The sequence below is a fragment of the Vibrio scophthalmi genome (genome assembly GCF_040869025.1).
Classification (GTDB): domain Bacteria; phylum Pseudomonadota; class Gammaproteobacteria; order Enterobacterales; family Vibrionaceae; genus Vibrio; species Vibrio scophthalmi.
The window spans coordinates 3026826-3048816 of the sequence record NZ_CP134271.1 but is presented as its reverse complement, the minus strand read 5'-3'; the positions used below and the strand labels follow the sequence as shown (position 1 = coordinate 3048816).

At 43.5% G+C, this 21991-nt stretch carries 16 protein-coding genes and 1 riboswitch; of the genes, 9 read left to right on the top strand and 7 right to left on the bottom strand.

The annotated features are described in order from the left end of the window. Positions 1-91: 91 nt before the first annotated feature. Positions 92-721: a LysE family translocator gene (locus RJD38_RS13850; protein WP_065545307.1), complete on the top strand. Its 630-nt coding sequence runs from the start codon at positions 92-94 to the stop codon at positions 719-721. Positions 722-898: 177 nt separating this feature from the next. Here RJD38_RS13850 and RJD38_RS13845 read toward each other — a convergent pair whose 3' ends face one another. Then, positions 899-1309, bottom strand: a complete 411-nt coding sequence (locus tag RJD38_RS13845) for a hypothetical protein (RefSeq protein ID WP_005599097.1) — start codon at positions 1307-1309, stop codon at positions 899-901. A 131-nt stretch (positions 1310-1440) separates the two neighbouring features. After that, positions 1441-2199, bottom strand: coding sequence for a RecX family transcriptional regulator (locus tag RJD38_RS13840; RefSeq protein ID WP_065545308.1), 759 nt, complete (start codon positions 2197-2199; stop codon positions 1441-1443). A 346-nt stretch (positions 2200-2545) separates the two neighbouring features. Then, positions 2546-2687, top strand: a riboswitch (FMN riboswitch). A 110-nt stretch (positions 2688-2797) separates the two neighbouring features. Here RJD38_RS13840 and ribB point away from each other — a divergent pair. Next, positions 2798-3454, top strand: a complete 657-nt coding sequence (ribB, locus tag RJD38_RS13835; protein ID WP_005599103.1) for a 3,4-dihydroxy-2-butanone-4-phosphate synthase — start codon at positions 2798-2800, stop codon at positions 3452-3454. 1199 nt (positions 3455-4653) lie between these two features. Here ribB and RJD38_RS13830 read toward each other — a convergent pair. Next, on the bottom strand, positions 4654-5910 hold the full coding sequence (locus tag RJD38_RS13830) for an adenylosuccinate synthetase (RefSeq protein WP_065545309.1): 1257 nt from the start codon (positions 5908-5910) through the stop codon (positions 4654-4656). A gap of 166 nt (positions 5911-6076) precedes the next feature. Here RJD38_RS13830 and RJD38_RS13825 point away from each other — a divergent pair, with 166 nt between their 5' ends. The 5 genes from RJD38_RS13825 (at position 6077) to RJD38_RS13805 (ending at position 14045) form a co-directional block, all read left to right on the top strand. Continuing rightward, on the top strand, positions 6077-6964 hold the full coding sequence (locus tag RJD38_RS13825; protein WP_065545310.1) for a LysR family transcriptional regulator: 888 nt from the start codon (positions 6077-6079) through the stop codon (positions 6962-6964). A 423-nt stretch (positions 6965-7387) separates the two neighbouring features. Next, positions 7388-8659, top strand: a complete 1272-nt coding sequence (locus tag RJD38_RS13820) for a hydroxymethylglutaryl-CoA reductase (RefSeq protein WP_065545311.1) — start codon at positions 7388-7390, stop codon at positions 8657-8659. A gap of 195 nt (positions 8660-8854) precedes the next feature. After that, the gene (locus tag RJD38_RS13815) at positions 8855-9868 is read left to right on the top strand and encodes an endonuclease/exonuclease/phosphatase family protein (RefSeq protein WP_367971365.1); all 1014 of its coding nucleotides are present in this window, start codon (positions 8855-8857) and stop codon (positions 9866-9868) included. Between the two features lie 209 nt (positions 9869-10077). Then, positions 10078-10803 (top strand): hypothetical protein, encoded by a 726-nt coding sequence (locus RJD38_RS13810; RefSeq protein WP_065545312.1) that lies wholly within the window; start codon positions 10078-10080, stop codon positions 10801-10803. Between the two features lie 302 nt (positions 10804-11105). Beyond that, entirely contained in the window at positions 11106-14045 is a 2940-nt protein-coding gene (locus RJD38_RS13805; RefSeq protein WP_367971364.1) for an alkaline phosphatase family protein, read from the top strand. A gap of 119 nt (positions 14046-14164) precedes the next feature. Here the strand turns inward: RJD38_RS13805 and RJD38_RS13800 are convergent, their stop codons facing one another. Beyond that, a complete protein-coding gene (locus RJD38_RS13800; protein WP_065545313.1) occupies positions 14165-15046 on the bottom strand; it encodes a radical SAM protein in 882 nt (293 codons plus the stop codon). A gap of 81 nt (positions 15047-15127) precedes the next feature. Next, positions 15128-15940 (bottom strand): enoyl-CoA hydratase/isomerase family protein, encoded by an 813-nt coding sequence (locus RJD38_RS13795; RefSeq protein ID WP_065545314.1) that lies wholly within the window; start codon positions 15938-15940, stop codon positions 15128-15130. A gap of 186 nt (positions 15941-16126) precedes the next feature. Here RJD38_RS13795 and RJD38_RS13790 point away from each other — a divergent pair, with 186 nt between their 5' ends. Beyond that, entirely contained in the window at positions 16127-17080 is a 954-nt protein-coding gene (locus RJD38_RS13790; protein WP_065545315.1) for a LysR family transcriptional regulator, read from the top strand. A gap of 175 nt (positions 17081-17255) precedes the next feature. Here the strand turns inward: RJD38_RS13790 and RJD38_RS13785 are convergent, their stop codons facing one another. Then, complete coding sequence (locus tag RJD38_RS13785; protein ID WP_065545316.1) at positions 17256-17741, bottom strand: GNAT family N-acetyltransferase; 486 nt, start codon at positions 17739-17741, stop codon at positions 17256-17258. Positions 17742-17872: 131 nt separating this feature from the next. Between RJD38_RS13785 and RJD38_RS13780 the strand changes: the two genes are divergently transcribed. After that, positions 17873-18562: a DNA alkylation repair protein gene (locus tag RJD38_RS13780; protein WP_065545317.1), complete on the top strand. Its 690-nt coding sequence runs from the start codon at positions 17873-17875 to the stop codon at positions 18560-18562. A 136-nt stretch (positions 18563-18698) separates the two neighbouring features. On the opposite strand, the gene RJD38_RS13775 is transcribed toward RJD38_RS13780, so the two are convergent. After that, entirely contained in the window at positions 18699-21869 is a 3171-nt protein-coding gene (locus tag RJD38_RS13775; RefSeq protein WP_065545318.1) for a DUF748 domain-containing protein, read from the bottom strand. Positions 21870-21991 lie beyond the last annotated feature (122 nt).

The following is a 21991-nucleotide window of genomic DNA, read 5'->3' as shown; positions in this document are numbered from 1 at the left end:
TCTTCTGTTCGCTCTGCTGTTTTCGATAACAACACGGCGTTATTCTTTGCAGTGTATTGCTAATCACTGTGATATTTTTGGTATTTAAAACATGACGATTGATACGCTCGTTGCCTTTGCTGGCATCGTTTTCTTATTGGCAATAATCCCAGGCCCCAACGCGCTTCTTATTTTGTACACATCTCTGACGCAAGGTAAACGCTTCGCTGTTGTCAATACATTAGGCGTAAGCGTGGGATTCTTAATTCATGCGTTTATTTCAGCACAAGGCCTAAGCCTGTTGTTATCACAATCCGCAATGGCCTTTAGCATTTTCAAGTGGCTAGGTGTTGCCTATTTATTTTGGCTGGGTATCAACAATGTCAAAGCGGCCTTAAACCAGTCAGAGCTTAAAATTGACCCAAAAAAAGCGACATTAACCCCTTCATTATCAAGCAGTTTTATCAAGGGTCTATTAACCAATTTACTCAACCCAAAGATTGTGTTGTTCTATTTATCCATCTTTCCTCAGTTTGTGTCACCACAACATCTCTTAGAGCAAAGTATGCTGTTAGGTCTCACTCAAGCGATGGTTGTTTCTAGTTGGTTCTTAGTTGTAATTCTGTTTGCGAGTAAACTGAAAGCGATGCTTACCACACCGAAAGTAACCAAATGGCTTAACTATGTCAGCGGCGGGCTTTTTGTGAGTTTTGGTGTGAGTTTGGCAAGCGCTAGATTGTAGTATTTGGTTATTTGTTCAGGCTAACAATAAGTGTAGGAAAAATGGTTCAGCGACGGCTTTAAGAGCGAGTAATGTTAGTCGTCGGTGAGCTTGCGGCCGCTGAGTTTTTGATTCAATACTTGTATCAACAGTCCTGTGAAGAAAAAGCCTGAGGCTGTAAGCGACATCAGGCGTAAACTATTGTTTCCTTTTGCTCTGCTGAACCAATATTTCATGCCACGCGGTATTACCATCTCGCTTGCTCACATCATACTCTGAGCAGAATTGTGAGATAGTCATATTGTTGTCACCTGTTGCCAGCTTTAGCGCTAACTCCACTTGCTGAAGTTTACTTTGAAGACGCAAAATCTGTCCTGCATTCGGGCTTTTTTCTTTCGCGTACTTTAATGCTGCATGCTTACGCTCTGCCGCCCCAGCTCGACGATCGGCCTCTCCAAGGAGAAACTTGAGTTGAGCGATACTTTTTCCCTTTTTGAACGCTGGGCTGATTAACTCCACACACTCATCAAAGGATGGGTCATAAACGTACGGATCAATTTTATGAGCTTGTTGGCGCATCCACTCTAGCGCGAGTTTTTCATCTGACATAATGTAATCTTAACGAAAAAAAATCGTCCTTATACTATCGCTTATTGGCAAACGGCTGCAATACCAGATTGTTGATACCGTCACCTCTACCAAAGAGATTGACTCTTTCGCTGACATCGTTTTTGCTGAGATTACTCTATTTCGCTCATAGCGAATTTAATCTCTTCTGATGAAAAGCCTTTACGAGATAACATTGCATAGGCTTTGCTGCGCTCTTTATGACAAGTTAAATCGTAGGATTTCTTTTCAAGTTGTTCTAAACATGCAGAGTAAAAATCGATCTGTTCCGAGCTAATCAGTTTTTCTACCAACGCATCAAGCGCCGTGATATCTATTTTACGCTGACGCAACTCCTGACGAATCACCGTCATCCCCTTACCTTTTCGCGCGTACTTCAACACTTCTTTCTCTAAATCGGCCTTTTCCGCTTTGATCTCAAGGTTAGTTTGCAACTGTTCAAAACAAGCGTGTTGCTTTATCGCCTCGTTGACTTGAGCGTAGCTAAAGCCCCTTTTTTGCAGCGCTGCGCTAAGCTTTTCTTTGCTGATGCTAAATTCTTGGTAGTAACTATTGATGCGTTCATTCAAAATCGCTTGCTCATCAATATTGAGGTCTTCTTTTACCTTGGTAATCATGGCCTTGATAAGGGTATCGTTGAGCCCTTTCTTTTTCAGCTTTTCAAGAATATATCCGCTGCCATATTCACTCGAAAATGCTCGTTCGGCGAATTTTATCGCAAACTCATTGTCGGATTTTAGGTAACCAAAACCACGTAGTTTCTCTAACGTATCGGCAATCCAATCTTCGTTATCGGTTTTTACTCGCAGTTTTGCCAATAATTCACTTTCGGTCAGATCCTTTTGTCCCAAGTGCCATAGCGCGGAATTCATTACGCTTTCTACGCGAGTCGCTTTTCTTATCTTCTTTTCTTCTGGATACACTTGCAGCCTCTTTTTCTTGGTATGACTAAATGAATCGCAATGGCAATCGCCATTACAATTCGCGCAGCTACAATGGAATACGTACTCACTCTTAGACCGTCAAGCACGAGATTTGTAAAACGATAGTGCAATCTTTCAGTGGTACATGCAACTAAAGCAATAACGTTTACTCTGCATCCATAGCTTTTCGTTACTTTTCTTGATTCTCTTTGTTTTTATTGTCAAATTTTAGTTCCATCACTCGGTAAACTGTATTAACCTTTTTCCGTCCATCTTGATGGGCAAAAATCATAACTGTAATTCTCAGGGCAGGGTGAAAGTCCCTACCGGCGGTATATCTTTTTTAGATGAGCCCGCGAGCGCTCGATGTTTCGAGGTCAGCAGATCTGGTGAGATGCCAGAGCCGACGGTCATAGTCCGGATGAGAGAGAATAAGAGACACACTAGATCGCCAGCAGGTTTCCCCCTGTTGCGAACTGGTGCATTTTGCATTGTGTTCTATCCCTCCAAATTAGCCCTGATTCTGGTATCAATATAGGAATTAACCATGAATCAGACATCACTACTCGCCGAATTTGGCAACCCAATTACTCGTGTAAATAAAGCGATTCAAGCACTTAAAAATGGCCAAGGTGTCATGCTACTGGATGATGAAGATCGTGAGAATGAAGGCGACATCATTTATTCAGCTGAGCATTTAACCCCGCAACAAATGGCATTAATGATCCGTGAATGTAGCGGTATTGTTTGCCTATGTTTGACCGAAGAGCACGCCAATCAGTTAGAATTGCCGCCGATGGTGATCAACAATGATAGTGCGAACCAAACTGCCTTTACAGTTTCCATTGAAGCCAAACTAGGCGTGACCACCGGTGTTTCAGCGCAAGATCGCACCACCACGGTGAAAACGGCCATAGCAGCCAATGCCAAAGCCAGCGATCTCGCTCGCCCCGGCCATGTTTTCCCTCTTCGCGCACGTGATGGCGGTGTATTAACTCGCCGTGGCCATACCGAAGGCACCATTGACTTGATGAAACTGGCCGATCTCCAGCCTGCCGGTCTGTTGTGCGAATTAACCAATCCAGATGGTACTATGGCGAAAACACCAGAAATCGTTACGTTCGCTAAGGCGCACGGCATGCCAGTGTTAACGATTGAAGATATCGTTCAATATCGCAGCCAGAACCTGAAAATGTCTGCGTAATCGAAGCTTATTTTTGTGAGGGCAGGTTCGCCCCTGCCCTCTAGTGAAGCAACAAGCAATACATAGAACAAACACTTACTGCTCATTCTTTACCTAAAAATAATTTAAAATAACGCTGGCTATTTAAATTTAAAGATGTATATTAGCCGCTGCTCTGAACATAGAGTTGTTAACGTATAGTAAGACTTCCAGCGACATCCCTAGCAAGATTCTCCTGTATCTCCTTAGTTCTATCCAATAATAGCTACAACCAGTGCACAAATTTCGTATAGAAATTTCCGGGACAATATAACCATTAAACTTGATCGACTCTTGGTATCAATCATGTAATTTCATGATGACAAGTCTTGGTTTAATAACATTGTTGTTCGCGAAGGTTTAAAGGGCCACTTTAAGGCCAGATAGCATCTTTTTATATCAGCCAGACTAACACTCTTAACTGACATGTGACTGCAATCCAGTCGATGCATTAGATCCTCAACCCTGTCATCAAATGACGGGTTCAGCAAACCTTTCTAAAAATTTCTTATTGAACAATTTTTATTTATTTCTCTTGGGTAATCTCAAGCGAAAACTCATTACATATAAGGTATATATTATGGCTCGTTCTCTTGGACGTAAAAGATTTTGGTTTCAACAAAAACGCTCTGACTCAACTTTAAAAACAGGTACTCATATTGCTAATTACATTTAATATATTTGAAAATAACACATCATGGAATGCGACAATTCATCAACTCAATAGTGATATTTTGAAGCGCCATGTACTCACGAACGGAAAAGTAAATGATTTAAATCTTAACTTTTCTTATTGCGAAGAGTCTTCTATGGGTAGCATTACCAATAAAGATGATATTCAACTTGGGGAATTTATTGTATTTTCCTGATAGGTTAAGCATTCACACTTCAACTTATCGACTCCTTCTTCAGACCATCCTCTCGTCTGTAGAACTTAGGTAAACACTGACTTATCATTGCTTTTTTCATTAATAAAGCACTGAGAGAACAAGGGCAAAGCCACAAAGCGTTACAATAAACACGAAGACGACGCTGCTAGATCTACGGATTATATGACTTAGCCCTTAACCCTTTCTCTATTCTCTATTCTCTATTCTCTATTCTCTATTCTCCCAACAAATAAAAAAGCCGACCATTTCTGATCAGCTTCTGTCATTTTCTACTATTTGTAACTGTAATGATTAACGTACAATCATTTGCTCGCGACCAGGGCCAACAGAAACCATTTTCACTGGTACACCCATTAACTCTTCAATACGCAATACATATTTTTGTGCTGCAATTGGTAACTGTTCAAATTGGCGACAACCGGTAATATCTTCACTCCAGCTTTCCATTTTCTCGTAAATTGGAGCGAGCGCTGCAGTTTGAGGCCAAATTGGATTCTCACTGTGATCACCTTCATAAGCCACACAGATCTTAAGATCGTTAAGGCCAGTTAGACAGTCCACTTTAGTCAATGCAATTTCAGTTGCCGCTTGTAACTCAACGCCGTTTTTCGTTGCCACGGCATCAAAGTAACCCATATCACGTGGGCGACCTGTTGTTGCACCAAACTCACCGGCTAGTTCACGGAATGCATCTTGCTCTTCCATTGCGGTAATTAGCGTACCAGTGCCGACAGATGAGCTAAATGCTTTAGCAACCGCGATAACGCGTTCAGGGCGAAGAGCTGGCAAACCGCCGCCAATACCTGCATACATAGATACGCAGTTAGATGATGTTGTCCATGGGTACTCGCCGTAAACAAGGTCACGACCAGCACCAAGCTGAGCTTCAAACAATAGCGTTTTGTCTTCAGCTTGCAAATCTTTAAGTGGTAGCGTTACGTTGCAGATAGAATCACGCCAAGGAGCAGACACGTCTAGCAACCAATCCGCCATTTCTTGAGCCGTTTGCTCAAATTTGAAAGTTGGGTATAGAGCGCGTAGTTGAGGCAGTTTCCAATCCAGCATAAATTGGATGCGTTCTACCAAAACTTCTGGTTGTTTCAACCAACCAACTAAGATGCCCTTCTTCATCACACGGTCACCGTAGCAAGGAGCAATACCTTGGCGAGTAGAACCGTATGCACCGTCACCTAGGCGAAGCTCTTCTAAAGTATCTTCTTCTGCGTGTAGTGGTAGACATAGCGTTGCACGATCTGAAATGCACAGATTTACTTTTACGCCAGATTGCTCAACTTCTGCGATTTCAGCAGATAACAATGCCGGACTAATAACCATACCAGGGCCTAAAACGCCGATACAGTCTGGGTTAAATACGCCACTTGGTAGCTGATGCAGTTTGAATGTACCAAAGTCATTAACCACAGTGTGACCTGCGTTATTACCACCTTGGAAACGAATGCTTGCGGATGCTTGGTCTGCCAAATAATCCACGATTCGGCCTTTACCTTCATCACCCCAGTTTGCACCAACAACAACAATAGACGACATAATTAACTCTCCTTAAAAGCGATGTACTTATCCTAATCTGCGACTAAAAATAAGAAAAATTAATAATCGTTATAACCTTAATAAGAATCTCATATGGGGTTATACTCATCGCTCTAAATCAGTTTCTCTTCACCAGGTAACTATTTCAACTTAAACGAGGCTCGCGATGTTAGATCTCAATTGGCTCAATACCTTTGTAACTTTGGCTCGTTTAGAGCACTTTGGCAAAACAGCCACTGAGCTGCATATGACCCAACCCAACGTCAGTCTGCACATCAAGCAACTAGAGCAAACAACTCGCGTTAAGTTAATAGAACGTAATCCTTTTCGACTGACACAAGCAGGAGAGCGCTTGCTCAATAGCGCACAAAACACCTTAATGGAATTGCAGGTGTGTCAGGCAGATCTCAATGCGATCAATGATTTATGCCAAGGGACATTAACGATTGCCGCCAGTGATATTATCTCGCGATTGTTACTTATCTCCCCTTTCCAGTCGTTCAAAAAAGAGTTTCCCGGCATCGATCTTTCCTTGTTAAATACCACCTCTTCTCAAGCCGCAGAGCTGGTGAAAAGCGCCAAAGCGGATTTAGGTTTTGTGATGGCACAAAAAGAGAGCCAACCTCTACATTTTACCGAGCTACAGCAAGTGAAATGGTGCGCGCTTGGTGATGGACTGCAAGCATGGCAACAAGGTTTAGTATCAGCGAATCTTGAAGAACCTACACTGATTCTGCTCGGTCATGATACCCGTACGCGCGATCTACTCGACCTTGCGTTACCAACGTTAAACCTACCAAATTATCGGGTAATGGAAGTGGGCAGCGTTGATGCACAAATCGATTGGGCAGAAGCTGGCTTTGGTGTCGCGATTGTTCCGGAGTTTTCACTGCATCCGAAACTGAACCTAAAAACCACCGTTACGCCACTACCTCAATTTCCGACGACCAGCCTTGGCTATATCGTGCGCCAAAATCAGGTATTATCGCGAGCAATCAAACAGCTGTTAAATTGGGTGAGTGAAGAAATTGTTAGGGCGCAGAACGTAAAATAGCCGCACCATTTAACGAAAATGGCACATTTTTCAGGCTATGGTTGCCCATAATAAGTTTGTGACATGAGCGATTTTGTTACCAAAGTTGTCACTTTGTCGCGCCCTAGCGCGTCGCAAGATTGGCAAGATGACTGATTTAATTACAGTTTATCATTTATATGTACCGCACAGTTCTCACCCAAGGCAGGTTAACGACAAAAACAATTACCCTGCTCCAACCACTTCCCCCTCGAAGTTAGTTAGAATGGCGCGTTGCTAAGCGCAGCCCGTTTAAGATCCTTGATTGTTTAAATCGCAGCCCTTTCGGTTAATTGGTTCAAACAGTTCAACGCACAGCGTATGCGTTGTATTGATATCTAGCCTGCCTAGATCTCTAACTCGGTATCACGTCCATTTTGTCAAAGCGAAAAAAGAAATTCTTGAATGCCGAAACTAAATCTAAACCGCGTGAAAAATTGCTCTGTTTTCTCTGATATCGAACGCTACCAAAAAGTACCATTCGCATTAGAGCCTAAATTCGATAAGCCAACCAAGAAACTCTGCCTCAGTGCAGGCCTATCGGATAAGCATCTTGTGCGCCGCTGGCAAGTGTTAGAGTCAATGACCGATAAAACACTGCTGCTTGATCCTTTCACGCAAAGTCACTATCAAGAATACTCACACAATATCGAGCACTTTATTGGCACCGTAAATATTCCGGTGGGCATTGCAGGGCCTCTGCGTATTAATGGTTTACATGCCAATGATGACTTTTTAATCCCTCTCGCAACCACAGAAGCGGCCTTAGTTGCCTCATATAATCGAGGCGCCAATCTGATCACGGCGGCTGGCGGCGTCAGTACACTGCTGATTAATGAAGGGGTGAGCCGCACACCTGTATTTGCTTTTCAATCTTTGTCCCAAGCCGCGCAATTTGTTAGTTGGGTGGTTACTCAGTACGATATTTTTCGTAACGTGGCACAATCAACCACGACGCATGGCAAGCTAAAAGACATCAACGTCAACATTGAAGGCAACCACGTTTATTTGCTGTTTGAGTTTCTTACCGGTGACGCTTCTGGCCAAAACATGGTAACGATTGCTACACATAAAGTGTTTCGTTACATTCTCGATCAAAGCCCTATCACGCCTGTTGAAGCGTTTTTGGATGGCAATTTATCGGGCGATAAAAAGGCCAATGCTTACACCTTGCGCTCTGTGCGTGGTAAGAAAGTCTCCGCCGATATTACTATTCCAGCGGAATTGATTAAAAAGCATCTCAGCACAACCCCAGAAAGCATGGTCAAATTTGGCAAGATGAACACCGTTGGCGGCTTGTTAAGTGGCGCCATAGGCATCAACGCTCATTACGCCAACGCATTAAGTGCGCTTTATATTGCGTGCGGTCAAGATGCCGCCTGCGTTGCTGAATCCGCGATTGGAATTACCCGTTTTGATGTTGATCCTAACGGTGATCTTTATGCTTCCGTTACCTTGCCGAACATCATGGTGGGTACGGTTGGTGGAGGAACCGGCTTACCAACACAAAAAGCCTGTCTTGATATATTAGGCTTATACGGTAATGGCAAAGCCAAGGCACTAGCCGAAGTCGCTGCCGCGTTATGTTTAGCGGGTGAACTTTCGATTGTCGGGGCTTTTTGTGCAGACCATTTTTGCCGAGCGCACCACAAACTGGCACGTAAAGCTTCTGCATAATCCCCGATTGTTAAGCGTCCTACCGACGCCACGCACTGTTGCTTATCAAAGCCGCAAGTGATTTCAGACTCGATGCTGAAATCCTATTGCTCAGTTTTGATAAGCAAGTTCCCAGCGCAAAACTGCCTTGTTTTCGATACACTAAACTCAATACCTGATGTTCATCTTTTGGCTAGAGCCAATAAGGTACAAGCCGTGCTCACTGATAAAACCCTTACCTTTGCCACCGCCAATCTATTCAACTTCATTGAACCGCCTGGGGCATTTTATGATTTTGAAAATATTTACGAACGTGACGCATGGCGAGAAAAGTGCCGATGGACGCTCGATCAAATCAAGCAGTTAGATGCTGACATTATCGGCCTACAAGAAGTGTTCAGTATTGACGCAGCTAAATCCTTACTGGCTGAAATCGGTTATCAATACTTTGCCTCTGTCGATCACCCTCATATTGAAAGTGATTATATTTACTCTAAACCTGTTGTGGCATTGGCGTCTCGATACCCTATAAGCAAAGTATTTGCCGCAACGCCACCAACGTTTATCGAACATAGCTACCTCACCCAAATACCGGAATTTAGCCGTAAGCCACTCTGTACTGTCGTTGATGTACCTGATATTGGTGAAGTGGCGGTGTATGTTTGTCATTTAAAATCACAGCGACCAACAGATAGCTCTGACAGTGACAATGCTCACTTGCTGGTTGGTCGTTGGCTATCAAGTCAACAACGCGGCTGGGAAGCGGTAATGCTGCGCCTTTTCATTGAGCAGCAGTATAAACAACACCCTATCCCAACGGTATTAATGGGCGATATGAACCAACCATTAGACAGTGATATCACTGGGTTGCTCACCAGTAAAGTTGACCAAAACAGTGAACGTTTGTATTTGCAAGATAGTTGGTTCATCTACCAAGATGCCGCCGTCAAAAAAATACTTACCGACGTTAACGAATTATCAAGTGAGCAGTCGTCCGAGCAAGATCTCCCGACGCTCGAACGTGCCCCAACACACTATCATTTCGCTAAAGGCAATGTATTAGATTACATTTTGCTTTCACAAGAGTTCCAGCAAGATTCACCCTATTCACTCGCCGATGTGAACGACTATAAAGTACTCAACTCGCATCTGATTAATCCAATCTATGAGAATGACAAACAAGCCAGTGACCACGCCTTTGTCGCCATCACGGTGCGTTTTGTGCTGTGACAAGTACCATTTTCTCATATAAGCCGTGATAGGCATTTTTCGTTGTCACACCATACTCATCTTAAAATTTGCTTACAATATGACACAGCTGTAATACATGTTACTTGCGCTACTGAGAGATCGCTCTCCTTTATTCCTCATGATGTTGCGAATGGTCAACAAGATGCGTAGCGTTCGGCCATAAATTGGCCACTCAGCAAGGAACGAACATGAGAATATATGCGATAGGACTAATCACACCATTTGTACTGTCCGGCTGTGGTGGAGATAGCGCCAGCGATGACACTTCCGTAGTGAGTTCAACTTCTAATTTAACTAATTCATCGGCTTGTTTTAATAGCGAGCTTCATCAAATCGATACTGAAGTCATTACAACATATGCCGAAGAAATCGGGCATAGCTCCACAAATGTCACCGAACATACCCGAGTGGCTGGTCCAGTCAGCTACAACGGACACAACAATGTCATTACCATCGAAGAGGTTGGTACGAACAACACCACATATCTAATATTCGATGATTCCGTCAAATCAGTACGAACCCTTGCCCAAAGAGAAAATGGCACTGAAACAAAATACTTGCCCGATGGCATTGTGCTCGAATATGCACTGGACAAGAATGAAACTCGTACCTACCCAACGGTTTCTGTAACCGAAAGCGGTGTCAATGCTGGTACGAAAGACATGACTTTGACGTTTATTAAAAGCGAATCAATTACCGTTCCTGCTGGTACATTTGATACATGCAAATTTCAGTTAACCATCAACGGGACGGAAGCTGATGGCAGTTCATACGAAACCGTTTTTGATCAAAACATTGGCATTGGAAGCGGTATCACCATTCGTGACACATGGACAACTACAACAGATAGCGGTGCGTCATTTTCAGGATCAGACACGCTCATTTCCGCAACTGTAAATGGCAACGCCATTTGATCCCTACAACGCTTTGCTAGTCTTCTTCATAATAGATAAAAGCCGCCTACCAAAATCGGTGGCTTTGCAGCAAAACTTAAATATCGAACCATTTTCACCAAGCGGCTTGCGGTGTAGCTAAACTATTATTCAAATTACATAAATTTCTCTTTTTGATAATAAAAACGATTTCTGTGAATCACTATCCGTTTCTAGGTTGCACTCTTTTCTGTTGCTGGCAAAATAACTTCCACTCTCTGCAGGCCTCATCAGCGCCAAAGAAAAAATAATTCAAAACCTTGTAGATGAAAGGATTTCAAATTATGCCTAGGCTTAACGTAACGACTGTCGCAGCTCACACCTTGTTGGCTTTATCTCCACTAGGCATACTAGCCTCAAATTCGGTCCAAGCAGATGTTGGCAATACGCCAATTATTGGCGGGTTATTTAATTCAGCAGAAGTATTGCAAAATAACATTATCTCAACGCTGTCTTACTCGACACGCTTAACTCGGGACATGACGTTATTCACAGTGGGCGGGGTCACACTAGAAACCTATTTACTCACCTTACCGTTAGATACTAAAACCAAAGCACGCGTGATGGCCCAGCTTGCAAATCCTGCTTATTCGATTCCATTGGGTTATTTTCTCTATCAATTTTATGACCGTTATACTGGCATCGGCAATGAAGATGCTTTTAAAGCCTATCTCCAAACTGTGTATGACGATCGTGCTTTAAAAGGGTTTGAGCATTCTCTCTTTCAAGTCAATGCAGCAGCGGATAAAAACGCAGAGAATAATGTGCTCGCTGAAGCAACCGAGCACAAAAAAGACCAAGCGCACCAAGAAGGCATCAAAGTTGATGGCGATTTTATGGCTGCAATGGTCACGGTTTATGATGCCTTGGTGCAGATTGGCGAATGGCAAGATTTAGATCAACTGCCCGCACAGTACACCTATCTAACCAATAGTGAGCAAGACCTAGCGTTAGTTGCTCAAATTCAACCTATCGTTGTCGGGATTTTGAGCCAAACTTCTAGCACGATGGAAGATGGCGAAATGAAAAATGCACTATTAGCCATCATTGCAGATAATCAACCGGATCAACAAGATAAAACCAACAATAAAGCTCAAGCACTTACCATTACGCTGGTTGATTTTGTCCGTTTAAATGTTCTAAAAGCGTACCGCCAGTTTGTCTATCAAGATGAACGAGCCATCGCGCTCAATCATTGGCTGCAAGATGCCTTTGATCGCCAGCCAAGCAATGCCATCGATTTTTTGCAATCGCAACAGCAGCGCCGTTTAGCGGTACAAATTACCGTAGATGGTTTACAGCAAGGACTGATCGAAGGCTTAGTCGACCCGCAAAAGCCATTTGTTGATGTGGCTTATAAGAACCATATTGAGCACCAAAAGTATGATGCGCCACAAACCGTTTCTAGCCCTGAGCATCAACAAGATATGCGTTTCCTACAAACGCTGGCAGAGCAAACTTACCAAGATCCACACTACCTACCCTTTTTTAAACGCTTATATGCCGACAACTATGCATCGATTGCGCGCGTTGGTATTTCATCAACCCCAACGATAAGTGTGCGTAACTTACCCATCATAAAAACGGGGGCAAAAGTCTCGGGCGAGCAAGGAACCGGTATTCCTAACTTCCATTTTGTTGATAGAGAAGAAGACCGCGCTTATTACTTTTTTGGCAATGATGCGCTGCAGCTTGATCGATTAATGCAAGCAAACAAAGTAAAGACCATGTTTGACCGCCTTAATTATCTAAAAACCCTCAATTGCAACGCGCAATATGATTGGAATGCTCACACCAGCTACGATGCGCTGGTCAATCTTGGTGCAGGTGAAGCTCTGCGTGATTTTGGTGAAAAACGTTGCGTACGTGAACTGCAAGAAAGAGCCAAAGTCGAGCAAAAGTTGACTGAAATACGGACTCAATTGATCAACGATATCAACGACTATCAAGCGATTCCAGTGTGGAGTTTCTACACCAAGCTTTCACGGAAATGGGCGATTGAAAACAGCATAGAGCAGTATGCCAAACTTGATGGTAAAGGGATGCCCGACTACACGTTGATTTACAATCCTTGGCCAGATCATTTCGCTCATTTTGTTGGCCCATTCAGTGATGAAATTATTATGCCAACAGGGGAATTAAACCGACTTGATTATTGGATCACTCAAGTTGAGCAAACATATCAAACGGCCGGCGTTTACTCACGAACATTGTGGGGAATGGCCGGTGATCACGGCCTTGCGCCGGTTTACTACACACTTAATCCAGAAAAAGTGATCTTCCAACCATTAGAGAAGAAGCTTGGCTACGCACTCAATATTGAAAAAATATCGTCTGATGAAGGTGAAGGACCAAAAATCACCAATGCACTCAATTATCCAAGTAACAAAGGGGCTGATGTTGTGGTTGCTTCCACCGCTGGAGGGAACTTTATGCTTGATTTATTTAATTCGCAGCAAGGCTGGAAAACACAGCCCCACTATCGTGAATTAACCCAATGGCAGCCAATTAACCATCAATCGCAAGCAAGTATCGATCTCATCGCAGAAACATTAAACGCATTAGGTGATACGCTTGATTACATGGTGATTCGAGAAAACCAGTGCAACGAAGAGACTTGCGAAGTCAGACTCATCGGAGAGCGCGACGGTGAGCGTGTTGATGAGTTTATTACCAAACAAGGCGACCGCTATTTCTACTCAGCACAGGATACGCAAGCCAGTTTACTCAATGTCCACCAGCTAAACCCTTACCTTGCATTACCGAATTCGCCTGATAAAAGCAAAGCGGAGTTTGAAACCTTTGCTGGTTACTATGGGCAATGTGTTCTGCAGGCAAAAGAAAACGATCCAAGCACATGGTGTAATGAAAGCCAGTGGCGCGAACTGACACGCTACACACCGCGCCCCGACTCAGTAGTGCAATTGGCCAAACTCTATGCAGAATCAAGAGCGGGCACGATCAACCTTTTCCCTAGAGATGGTATAGGTTACAACACCAAAGTTCCCGGCCGTCATGCTGGTGAAAGTTATTTAGAAAAAGATGCGTTTATTGGTTTTTGGGGAACGCCAATTGGTGACAATGTCACGCCACTAATGACCGAAGAGAATGGCTCACTGGCACCCACCCTATTTGAATATCTCACTGGTGAAAAGGTTATCATCAATCAAAATGGCTGGGGGTATCCATCCCTGTTAAACCGTTTGGATATCCAACCGCAGTAAACAGATAGCACTTAGCTGATACCGCAAAGGAATAAACCTGTCCGCTAAAGTAACGCGTGAGATAAGATCTCACGCGTTACTATTCACTATCTATATTAATTTCAACCAACCGCATTTAATCAAAAACGTCCAAGGTATGCCTTGCCAATCAACTGGCTGTCTTGATTACGTAAAAGCCCTGAAATGTGTTCTAATACATCGGTTTTCACACTCTTCAGTGTCCCTTTCATTGCCAATAAATTTGAGCCATGCGTACTATCGATCAATAAATCTTCTAAGTGTAAACTTTCCAGTAACACTTTGATCTCTTGTAGCACCTCATAAGGATTGAGCAAAGTGAACTCACGCTTAGTCACTTGTCTAAACAGCGCCGTGCCTTCCATGGGTACCGTGGTTAAAATTCCCAACAAGTATGGATTCATTTGGTTAATCAACTGCGCTGTTTGTTGTGCATGCTGGCGTGACATATCGCCACTACCACCCAAGCCAATCATCACCATGGCAACCAGTTTGATGCCAGATTCAACGATGTTTTTCCCAGCACACAGCATCTCTTCAGCACTCACTCCCTTACGTACAGATTTTAGAACCTCATCAGAGCCGGATTCAACACCAAGATAGGTCATGGTCAACCCTGCAGCTCTAAGCTGTTTAAACTCTTCTAGTGATTTATCAAGCGTGCTTTGAGGACCGGCATAAGTGCTCACATGGGTTAGTTTTGGGAAAGCGCCATAAAGCTCCGCTAAGATCTCCAACAGCATCTCTGTTGGTAGAGATATCGCATCCCCATCACTTAAAAATACCTTCTCAACATTTTGCCCAAACGCGGCTTTTGCCATTGCAATATCTTGTTTTAAGTCTTCCAATGGCCTCACCCGATAACGGACGTTCTTGTACATAGAGCAGTAGGTGCATTTATTGTATGAACATCCAATCGTGCATTGCAAAATATACGCATCAGCCTCTGGCGGTGGACGGTATATATCACCTTCGTATCTCATCTATTACCTCACGTGAAATCAACTAACACCAACAAAAAAGCCGCCATGATGACGGCTGTTTCATTCATCTTTTAATCGTGTTTATTTCGATAGTTCAACCGCTGTATCAGCAAATATACCCGGCATATCATTCGCTTCACGTTCTGTCTGTCCACCATTTTTTAAAAACGCTGCAATGATCGCCGCTGTTTTTTGCTCTTTCGCTCGCTCTAGGAAATAGCGAAGTTCAAGCTCTGCGCCCGCCTCTTCATCAATAATGGAAGCGGCAATGATTTCTTTATACATCACAATATCACGCACTTCTAAGCGGCTAATTACCCCAAGAGTCGCGGCTAAAAACGCGTCCATTTCTGAGCTGTGTACATATTTAGTAATGATATTCAAATTCTCCGCTTCTTGAGCGGTAAAATCATTGCCTAATAACAGTGCTTGCAGCGCTTTGTTTTTACCCATTCTTCTTGCGTATTGCACAGCCCCTTGTCCACCCGTCGGAATATTGACGTGAATTTCAGGTTGAGCAAACGCGGCATTCTCTGTTCCATAAGCAAGATCACAAGCCATAACAAACTCATCACCGCCCCCACGAGCTACGCCATCAATGACGGCTACAGAGACCTGCTTCATCGCCTTAATGTTTGCGATCATGTGATTAAATTCAATTGAAGCAGCTTGGCCACCTTGTGTTCCGTTAATCACATTCAAATCAAGATGAGCCAAGAAGAAAGAGCTATTCAATGACTTAAATACCACTACCTTTGTTTCTCGGTCGTCTTTTAGTGCCAGTACAAACTCGTTAACTTCATTAATAAGATCAATCGTCAACACGTTTACTGGTGGGTTATCGATCGCGACTGTCGCGATACCATCGTTGTTTGTAATAGTGAGTTTTTTCATCATTATTTCCTCTAAAATAGGTCACCAACGCTTTGTGTTTAGAAGCGTCTAACGGGCTTTACAGCTCGCCTTGTCTCTCTAAGTGCTGCTACTATAACCCGCCTATTTGATGAGAAAAATAAACACAAAAGCACAACATTGGTGCTAAAATTGCACCAGTAATTGCATTTATTCTAGGAGTTTGTGGTGGATATCTCTCATCGTTTGTTGCTACTACTTGACGTAACGGAGCAAGGTTCTTTTACCAATGTAGCCGATAAAAAAAATGTCGACCGCTCTGTCATATCAAAGCAAATAAGTCGTTTAGAGGATGAATTAGGCGTTCGATTACTAAACCGCACTACGCGGTCTTTATCATTAACCGCCGCGGGAAATGAAATGGTTAATCAAGCCAAACAGTTACGGGATCTACTTAATAACACACACCGGTTAGCGCAGAATTATCACTCAGAACCAAGGGGGATCTTACGCATCACCAGCTCTACTATGTTCGGCCGTCAATACGTGCAGGAGGCTATCTCTGCTTTTCAAAAACAGTACCCAGAGGTGAGCTGTGAGTTACGTTTAGAAGATAAGGTTGTCGATATTGTTCAAGAGGGTTTCGATATTGGCTTTCGCATCGGTAAGCCAAAAAACTCGAGTTTAGTATCAAGAAAAATTGCTCGTAGTCGATTGCTGATCGTGGCATCACCCGCGTTTATTCAGCAGCATGGGACGATTGAAACAATAGAAAAACTCGAAGCCCTTCCTGCGACTGTTTATTCTGCGCCTGGATTACACATCGATAAATTTACGTATTTAGACGACAAAGGACGTGAACAACATTTCCAACTTAATGCTGCCTATAAGGTCAATGATGTTGAAATGGTGGTAAAGAGTGCCCTCGCAGGTAATACACTCGCGGTCGTCACTGCGCAGATGATTGAAAACGAAGTGCTTGACGGTAAGCTCATCCCAATCATGACCCATTTAAACATCGAAGACTTTGGGTCATTTTATGCCGTCTACCCGCACCGAGATGCCCCAATAAAAACAAAGCTCTTTATTGATGCTCTCAAGTCAATCGTCGGTGAAGATATTCCCGTTTGGGAACGCAACATTCCTAATTTTGAACATTTATATGGCCGGAAAAGTAGCTGAACAACGAGTAATACAAATCTAAATCAATCATCATCGAGTTCTGATGTATAGATTTGATATTGCTGGTTAACTAAGTGGTAAGCAAAGGTAAGTACTGAGGATTATAAACCCCATGTCTATTACACTCCTCAAATGTCAGTGTTGAGTGAACGACATTTGAGGACAAACTTTAGAATTAATCGTTACTGTTGTCATGACCGCTGTGATCGAAACACTGCCTTGTCACTAACCCCCACTTTTCATCCTGATAAGCGTCTTCAGCATAGTGGCCTGATGTGTAGTCTGTCACCACATCTCGCCAAAATTTAACGGCATGATCTGCGCCAGCAACTTGTTTGATTTCCCATGAACCTTGCAGTTGCGAGAACAGAGTTGAAATAAACTGTTTACCCACTTTGTTCTTTCTAAAATAGGGTACGACATAAAAATCACAAATCTCGAATTCTTGTGGCGACTTATCTTCAATTGCTGTCAGTGCAGCAGGAACGCCGTCAAGATACAGTAAATAGCCGGTTACTTTGCCGCCCAATTGTGGGTATATTTCAAACACACCATTTTCATCCGGTTTATCACCGATAATTTTAGAAAACTCCGCGGCGTAACCTTGATATAGGTTGGCATACACGTGGGTATTGTGACTATCGACTTTGACTATGTTCATCAATAAACCTCTAATTTGATTAAGTGTTACCTACCTCTTCATGCTAGCATGTCTTGTCAGTTTCGATGATGAAAATCCCTGCGATCACAACGCAAATGGTCAATTATTGGCCCTGTAGAACAGGACGATCTATGCACCCTTGGGTTCGAGAAACAATTGCACGGCTCACGCCGATGGCGGATCCTGAAACCGCCTCTGCCATGCAAGCGTATATGCGCAATCAATTTGAATTTCTTGGCATTCAATCCGTACCAAGACGCGCCGCAATGAAAGCGCTATTAAGCTCCTCGCAACGCCCCTCGATTAATGAATTATCGACAGTCATCAATCAACTTTGGCAATTACCAGAGCGAGAGTACCAGATGGTTGCGCTAGATTTACTGATCGCCTCCAAGAAGCGGTTACCCGCCACCATGCTAAACGATTTGCAACGATGGCTAACCACTCAATCATGGTGGGATACGGTCGATCTATTAGCTACGCATATTGCAGGAGAGTTGTTTACTCGTTATCCAGTTGAATCCGCGCCATTTTTGCTGCATTGGCGCGGGTCAGATAACATCTGGTTACGCAGAACGACCTTACTCTTCCAATTAAAATACAAAGCACGTACCGACGATGCTTTGTTATTTTCACTCATCACCGATAACCAAAGTGACACTGAATTTTTCATTCAAAAAGCGATTGGCTGGGCATTGCGTGAATATTCCAAAACCAATCCAGAAGCAGTCACCCATTTTATCGAACAGCAAAACATTCAGGGCCTTGCAAAGCGCGAAGCTCTCAAGTGGTTATCTAAACAAACAAATAGTGATGCCTAATAAGAACCAGCGTTGGCACTGATTAACGTTCACATAGTGGCTATAGCCACTCATAAAGCGCCCCATAAAAGAAAAAGGCGCATCCGTTTTATCTTAACGATGCGCCTTTATATTGTTTCACGATGATAAATTAAGCTTAATTCGCTTCTAATGTAAGAGAAACACTGCTGCTGTCTTGATCGATATTAAAACGGCTATCGAGCAAGAAGACTCTTGATGCATCCACTTTCACCACATCAACCAAATACGCTTTTACCGCTTGAGCACGCTGCTGGGCTAATTTACCAAGCTCACCTTGTTCAACTTCTTGCTTGTTCAACACCAAGTTGTACAAGGCAATATGCCAACGCTGGTTAAGATCTGCATCGGTGAGTTCGACACCCTTCTCATGTTGCTCATCTTCAATACTCTCACGGACATTCTCAGCTTCGTCGCCATATTGAGCTTGATAAAGCGCTTTGAGTGCATCAGAAAGCACGCCTGAAACAGGCATGGTGCTCGCACTCAATTGAGCTGGAAGTTCAGCAACCTCCATTTTTGCCGTATCAGCGAGCAATTGGTTAAACTGCGCTAACTCAAGCGCTTGAGTATCTTTTGCCGCGTCAACAGCACCATCAACACTTAAGGTCAATTTTGGACGTGTTTCTAGCGCTTTACCTAACGTTTGTAACTTCTCCTGCTCTTCAGCAGATAATGAATTTACGCCATAATCAAATACGATAATGTTCAGCTCGTCATCAGAGCCCGCCAGATTGGAGATAAACGAAAATGGCGCTGTCACCGCTTTCGTAATGATGTTGGAAATCGTATTCCAAATAATCGCACCGAGACTAAACTCTGGGTCATCAACATCACCCGAGACTTCTACACCCAAATCAATTACGCCATCGCTGTCTTGTAGCAAAGCAATCGCAAGCTTAATTGGTAGAGAGGTAGCTAAATCACTATCACTTTCTTGACCTAATTGAAGCTGGTCAATCACAACATGATTTGAGCCTTTCAGCTGGTTGTTTTCCAGTTGGTAATTAAGCATCAAAGTCAATTGACCTTTATCGATGTAATGCCCGGCGTACGTGCCTGAATATGGGTTTACGGTCGTGAGTTCGACACTTTTAAAAATGACATCAAGATCAAGGTATGGCTGTGCAAGTAATGGGTTGATTTCCCCCTTCACTTTAACCGGCGCGTACTTGTCAATGTTGCCACTAATATCCACGGTCGCTTTAGTACCCGGCACACTTGATACATGCCCGATCGTACCTTTAAGCTGTTCAATACCCGAAGAAAAGTTAGGCGTTAACGAGTTGTCAGCAAAGAATGCCGAGCCATCACTAAAAGCAATTTTACGTATGGTTAATGCAAAAGGCTTTTGCTGCGAAGTCGTTGTCGATGATGCCTTCGCTTTTGGCTTGTTAACAGGCTTTGATGGCGCTTTCGCGCTAGGCTGATTCGCCGCGGGCACCTGCATTAAGTCGCCAATGTTGGTGCTTCGATCCTTGTTAATCACCACACGAGCATAAGGCTGACTGATACTCAAAGTATCGATATCGAGTTTAGATTGCTGCAAATCAAATTTAAATTTATTGACTGCCAATGCACGCCATTTAACAAACGGCTTTCTTAACTTGTTATCACGAATCGATAGTTGATTAACCTGCACTCCTCCGCTCACCGCCACTTTGCCTGTCGAGTTGGCATTGATTTGCGCTTGAGTGCTGATTTCTCCCTTGGTCAAGGTCGCATTCACGGTGCTAGCTAAATACGGCTGAAACTGAGCCAATTGTAATGATTTGACATTAAGATCCGCCAATACTGCTTGTTGTTTGGCATCCGCCTGACCTTTAAGTGAGATATCGCCTTTGCCATTAACCGATGTGAAGAAATCAAAATCGATCGGCTTAGAGAAATCACTAACAATTTTGCTGGTGGTCAAATTGATCGGTGACAGTACCCATTGGTTGGCTTTCGACGTCGCGATGTTTTCCGTCAGCTTAAGCTGATAATCTTTGAGCTCGACACCGCCTATAGTAACAAGCCAAGCGCTGTTGGCTTCTTGGTTCGTTTTTAGGTTCGCTTCTGACTCAATTGACTGTGGTTTATCGGCACTCTGCTCAGCTTTAATTTGTGAACCTGATTTCTCACTAACTTGCGCAAGTGAATTAGGCATAAACAGCGGAACAAGATCCACGCCTTTTTGATCGACATTCGCCACCACATTCAGACCATCAGATGTAATAGCGCCAATCTCTACAGTTTGCGCGTCGAGGTTCGTCGCAATATCGCTCACCGTGAACTGGTTCAGTGCCACAATCGACTTATCACCCGCGTTAAAGTTGACTTGCTCTAGAGCCAATAAACCTTTGCTGGTCGAGATACTCATCGCATCGTCTGCTTCCGTTTCACCAATGATTTGAGCGATATGATACTGGGATGCAAAGCTCACCTGACCTGATGTCAACTTCGCCGCGAGATCGTTTTCAATAAAGCCCCACAAACGCGGCAATTGAATATGATTGATCGCCACATCACCAACCACTTTGAGCGGTTTTAATTGAACTTGCCCATTAAGCGCTAACGTCGCGGAATCGGCATCAGTAATCCGCAGCTTGTATTGGTTGATTGGTGCCGAATCACTCAACAAACTTTGAGTAGAGAATTCACCGACAGTGACGTCGATATTAGGGTAATGAAGTTGTGTTCCGCTAACTTCATCAAGGAAACGAACATCACCACCAGTCAGTTTAGTTTGCTTAATCTGTACTGGGAATAATGGTGCGTGACGATCAACGACTTCGTCCCCACTCTGTTGTTCTGCTTGCGCTAAATCCGTTGCGCTATCTTTTGCTTCACGATTAGTTGTTGCATCGTTACGCGCAATGGCCGTTAACATATCACTAAAATTAAACAGCAACTCATTTTGATTATCGCGGCGTTCGATGTTGATAAAAGGTTTATCCAGCGTGATATATTCAACCGACACCACGCCATTTAATAGCGACTGCCACATATTGACTTGGCTGCTGGCGTGGTCAAATTTGATAAACGGTGTTTGATCGTGCTCTAAGATAGCAAAGCCTGTGATATCAACCTGCAACGTAAATGGGTTGATAGTAACGTCGGTTAATGTCACCGGACGATCGACCAACTTAGACAACTGTTCAGGTATTTGCTGTTTAGCCACATATGGAACAAGTAAACCAAGGAAAGCGGCATAACATAGGTAAGCACTTAACGTGTACGTACTCCAACGAACAACCCATGGCAAGGTACGAAACTTTGCCAACGCTGCTTTTATTTTGATCGACACGATGACTACTACTCCTACGTCTATATCGACTATTCCCCACACGACTCATTGCGTGAATTCGCACAGACGCACTCACGTATTTCTCGGCATGAGGATTTAGATTTATCTATTGGGCAACACCA

What these genes read in the sequence shown, in the direction of transcription:
- RJD38_RS13795 (WP_065545314.1), bottom strand. Translation starts at nt 15,940, where the DNA reads ATGAAAAAACTCACTATTACAAACAACGATGGTATCGCGACAGTCGCG.
- ribB (WP_005599103.1), top strand. Translation starts at nt 2,798, where the DNA reads ATGAATCAGACATCACTACTCGCCGAATTTGGCAACCCAATTACTCGT.
- RJD38_RS13820 (WP_065545311.1), top strand. Translation starts at nt 7,388, where the DNA reads ATGCCGAAACTAAATCTAAACCGCGTGAAAAATTGCTCTGTTTTCTCT.
- RJD38_RS13805 (WP_367971364.1), top strand. Translation starts at nt 11,106, where the DNA reads ATGCCTAGGCTTAACGTAACGACTGTCGCAGCTCACACCTTGTTGGCT.
- RJD38_RS13785 (WP_065545316.1), bottom strand. Translation starts at nt 17,741, where the DNA reads ATGAACATAGTCAAAGTCGATAGTCACAATACCCACGTGTATGCCAAC.
- RJD38_RS13845 (WP_005599097.1), bottom strand. Translation starts at nt 1,309, where the DNA reads ATGTCAGATGAAAAACTCGCGCTAGAGTGGATGCGCCAACAAGCTCAT.
- RJD38_RS13830 (WP_065545309.1), bottom strand. Translation starts at nt 5,910, where the DNA reads ATGTCGTCTATTGTTGTTGTTGGTGCAAACTGGGGTGATGAAGGTAAA.
- RJD38_RS13825 (WP_065545310.1), top strand. Translation starts at nt 6,077, where the DNA reads ATGTTAGATCTCAATTGGCTCAATACCTTTGTAACTTTGGCTCGTTTA.
- RJD38_RS13800 (WP_065545313.1), bottom strand. Translation starts at nt 15,046, where the DNA reads ATGAGATACGAAGGTGATATATACCGTCCACCGCCAGAGGCTGATGCG.
- RJD38_RS13810 (WP_065545312.1), top strand. Translation starts at nt 10,078, where the DNA reads ATGAGAATATATGCGATAGGACTAATCACACCATTTGTACTGTCCGGC.
- RJD38_RS13850 (WP_065545307.1), top strand. Translation starts at nt 92, where the DNA reads ATGACGATTGATACGCTCGTTGCCTTTGCTGGCATCGTTTTCTTATTG.
- RJD38_RS13840 (WP_065545308.1), bottom strand. Translation starts at nt 2,199, where the DNA reads ATGAATTCCGCGCTATGGCACTTGGGACAAAAGGATCTGACCGAAAGT.
- RJD38_RS13780 (WP_065545317.1), top strand. Translation starts at nt 17,873, where the DNA reads ATGCACCCTTGGGTTCGAGAAACAATTGCACGGCTCACGCCGATGGCG.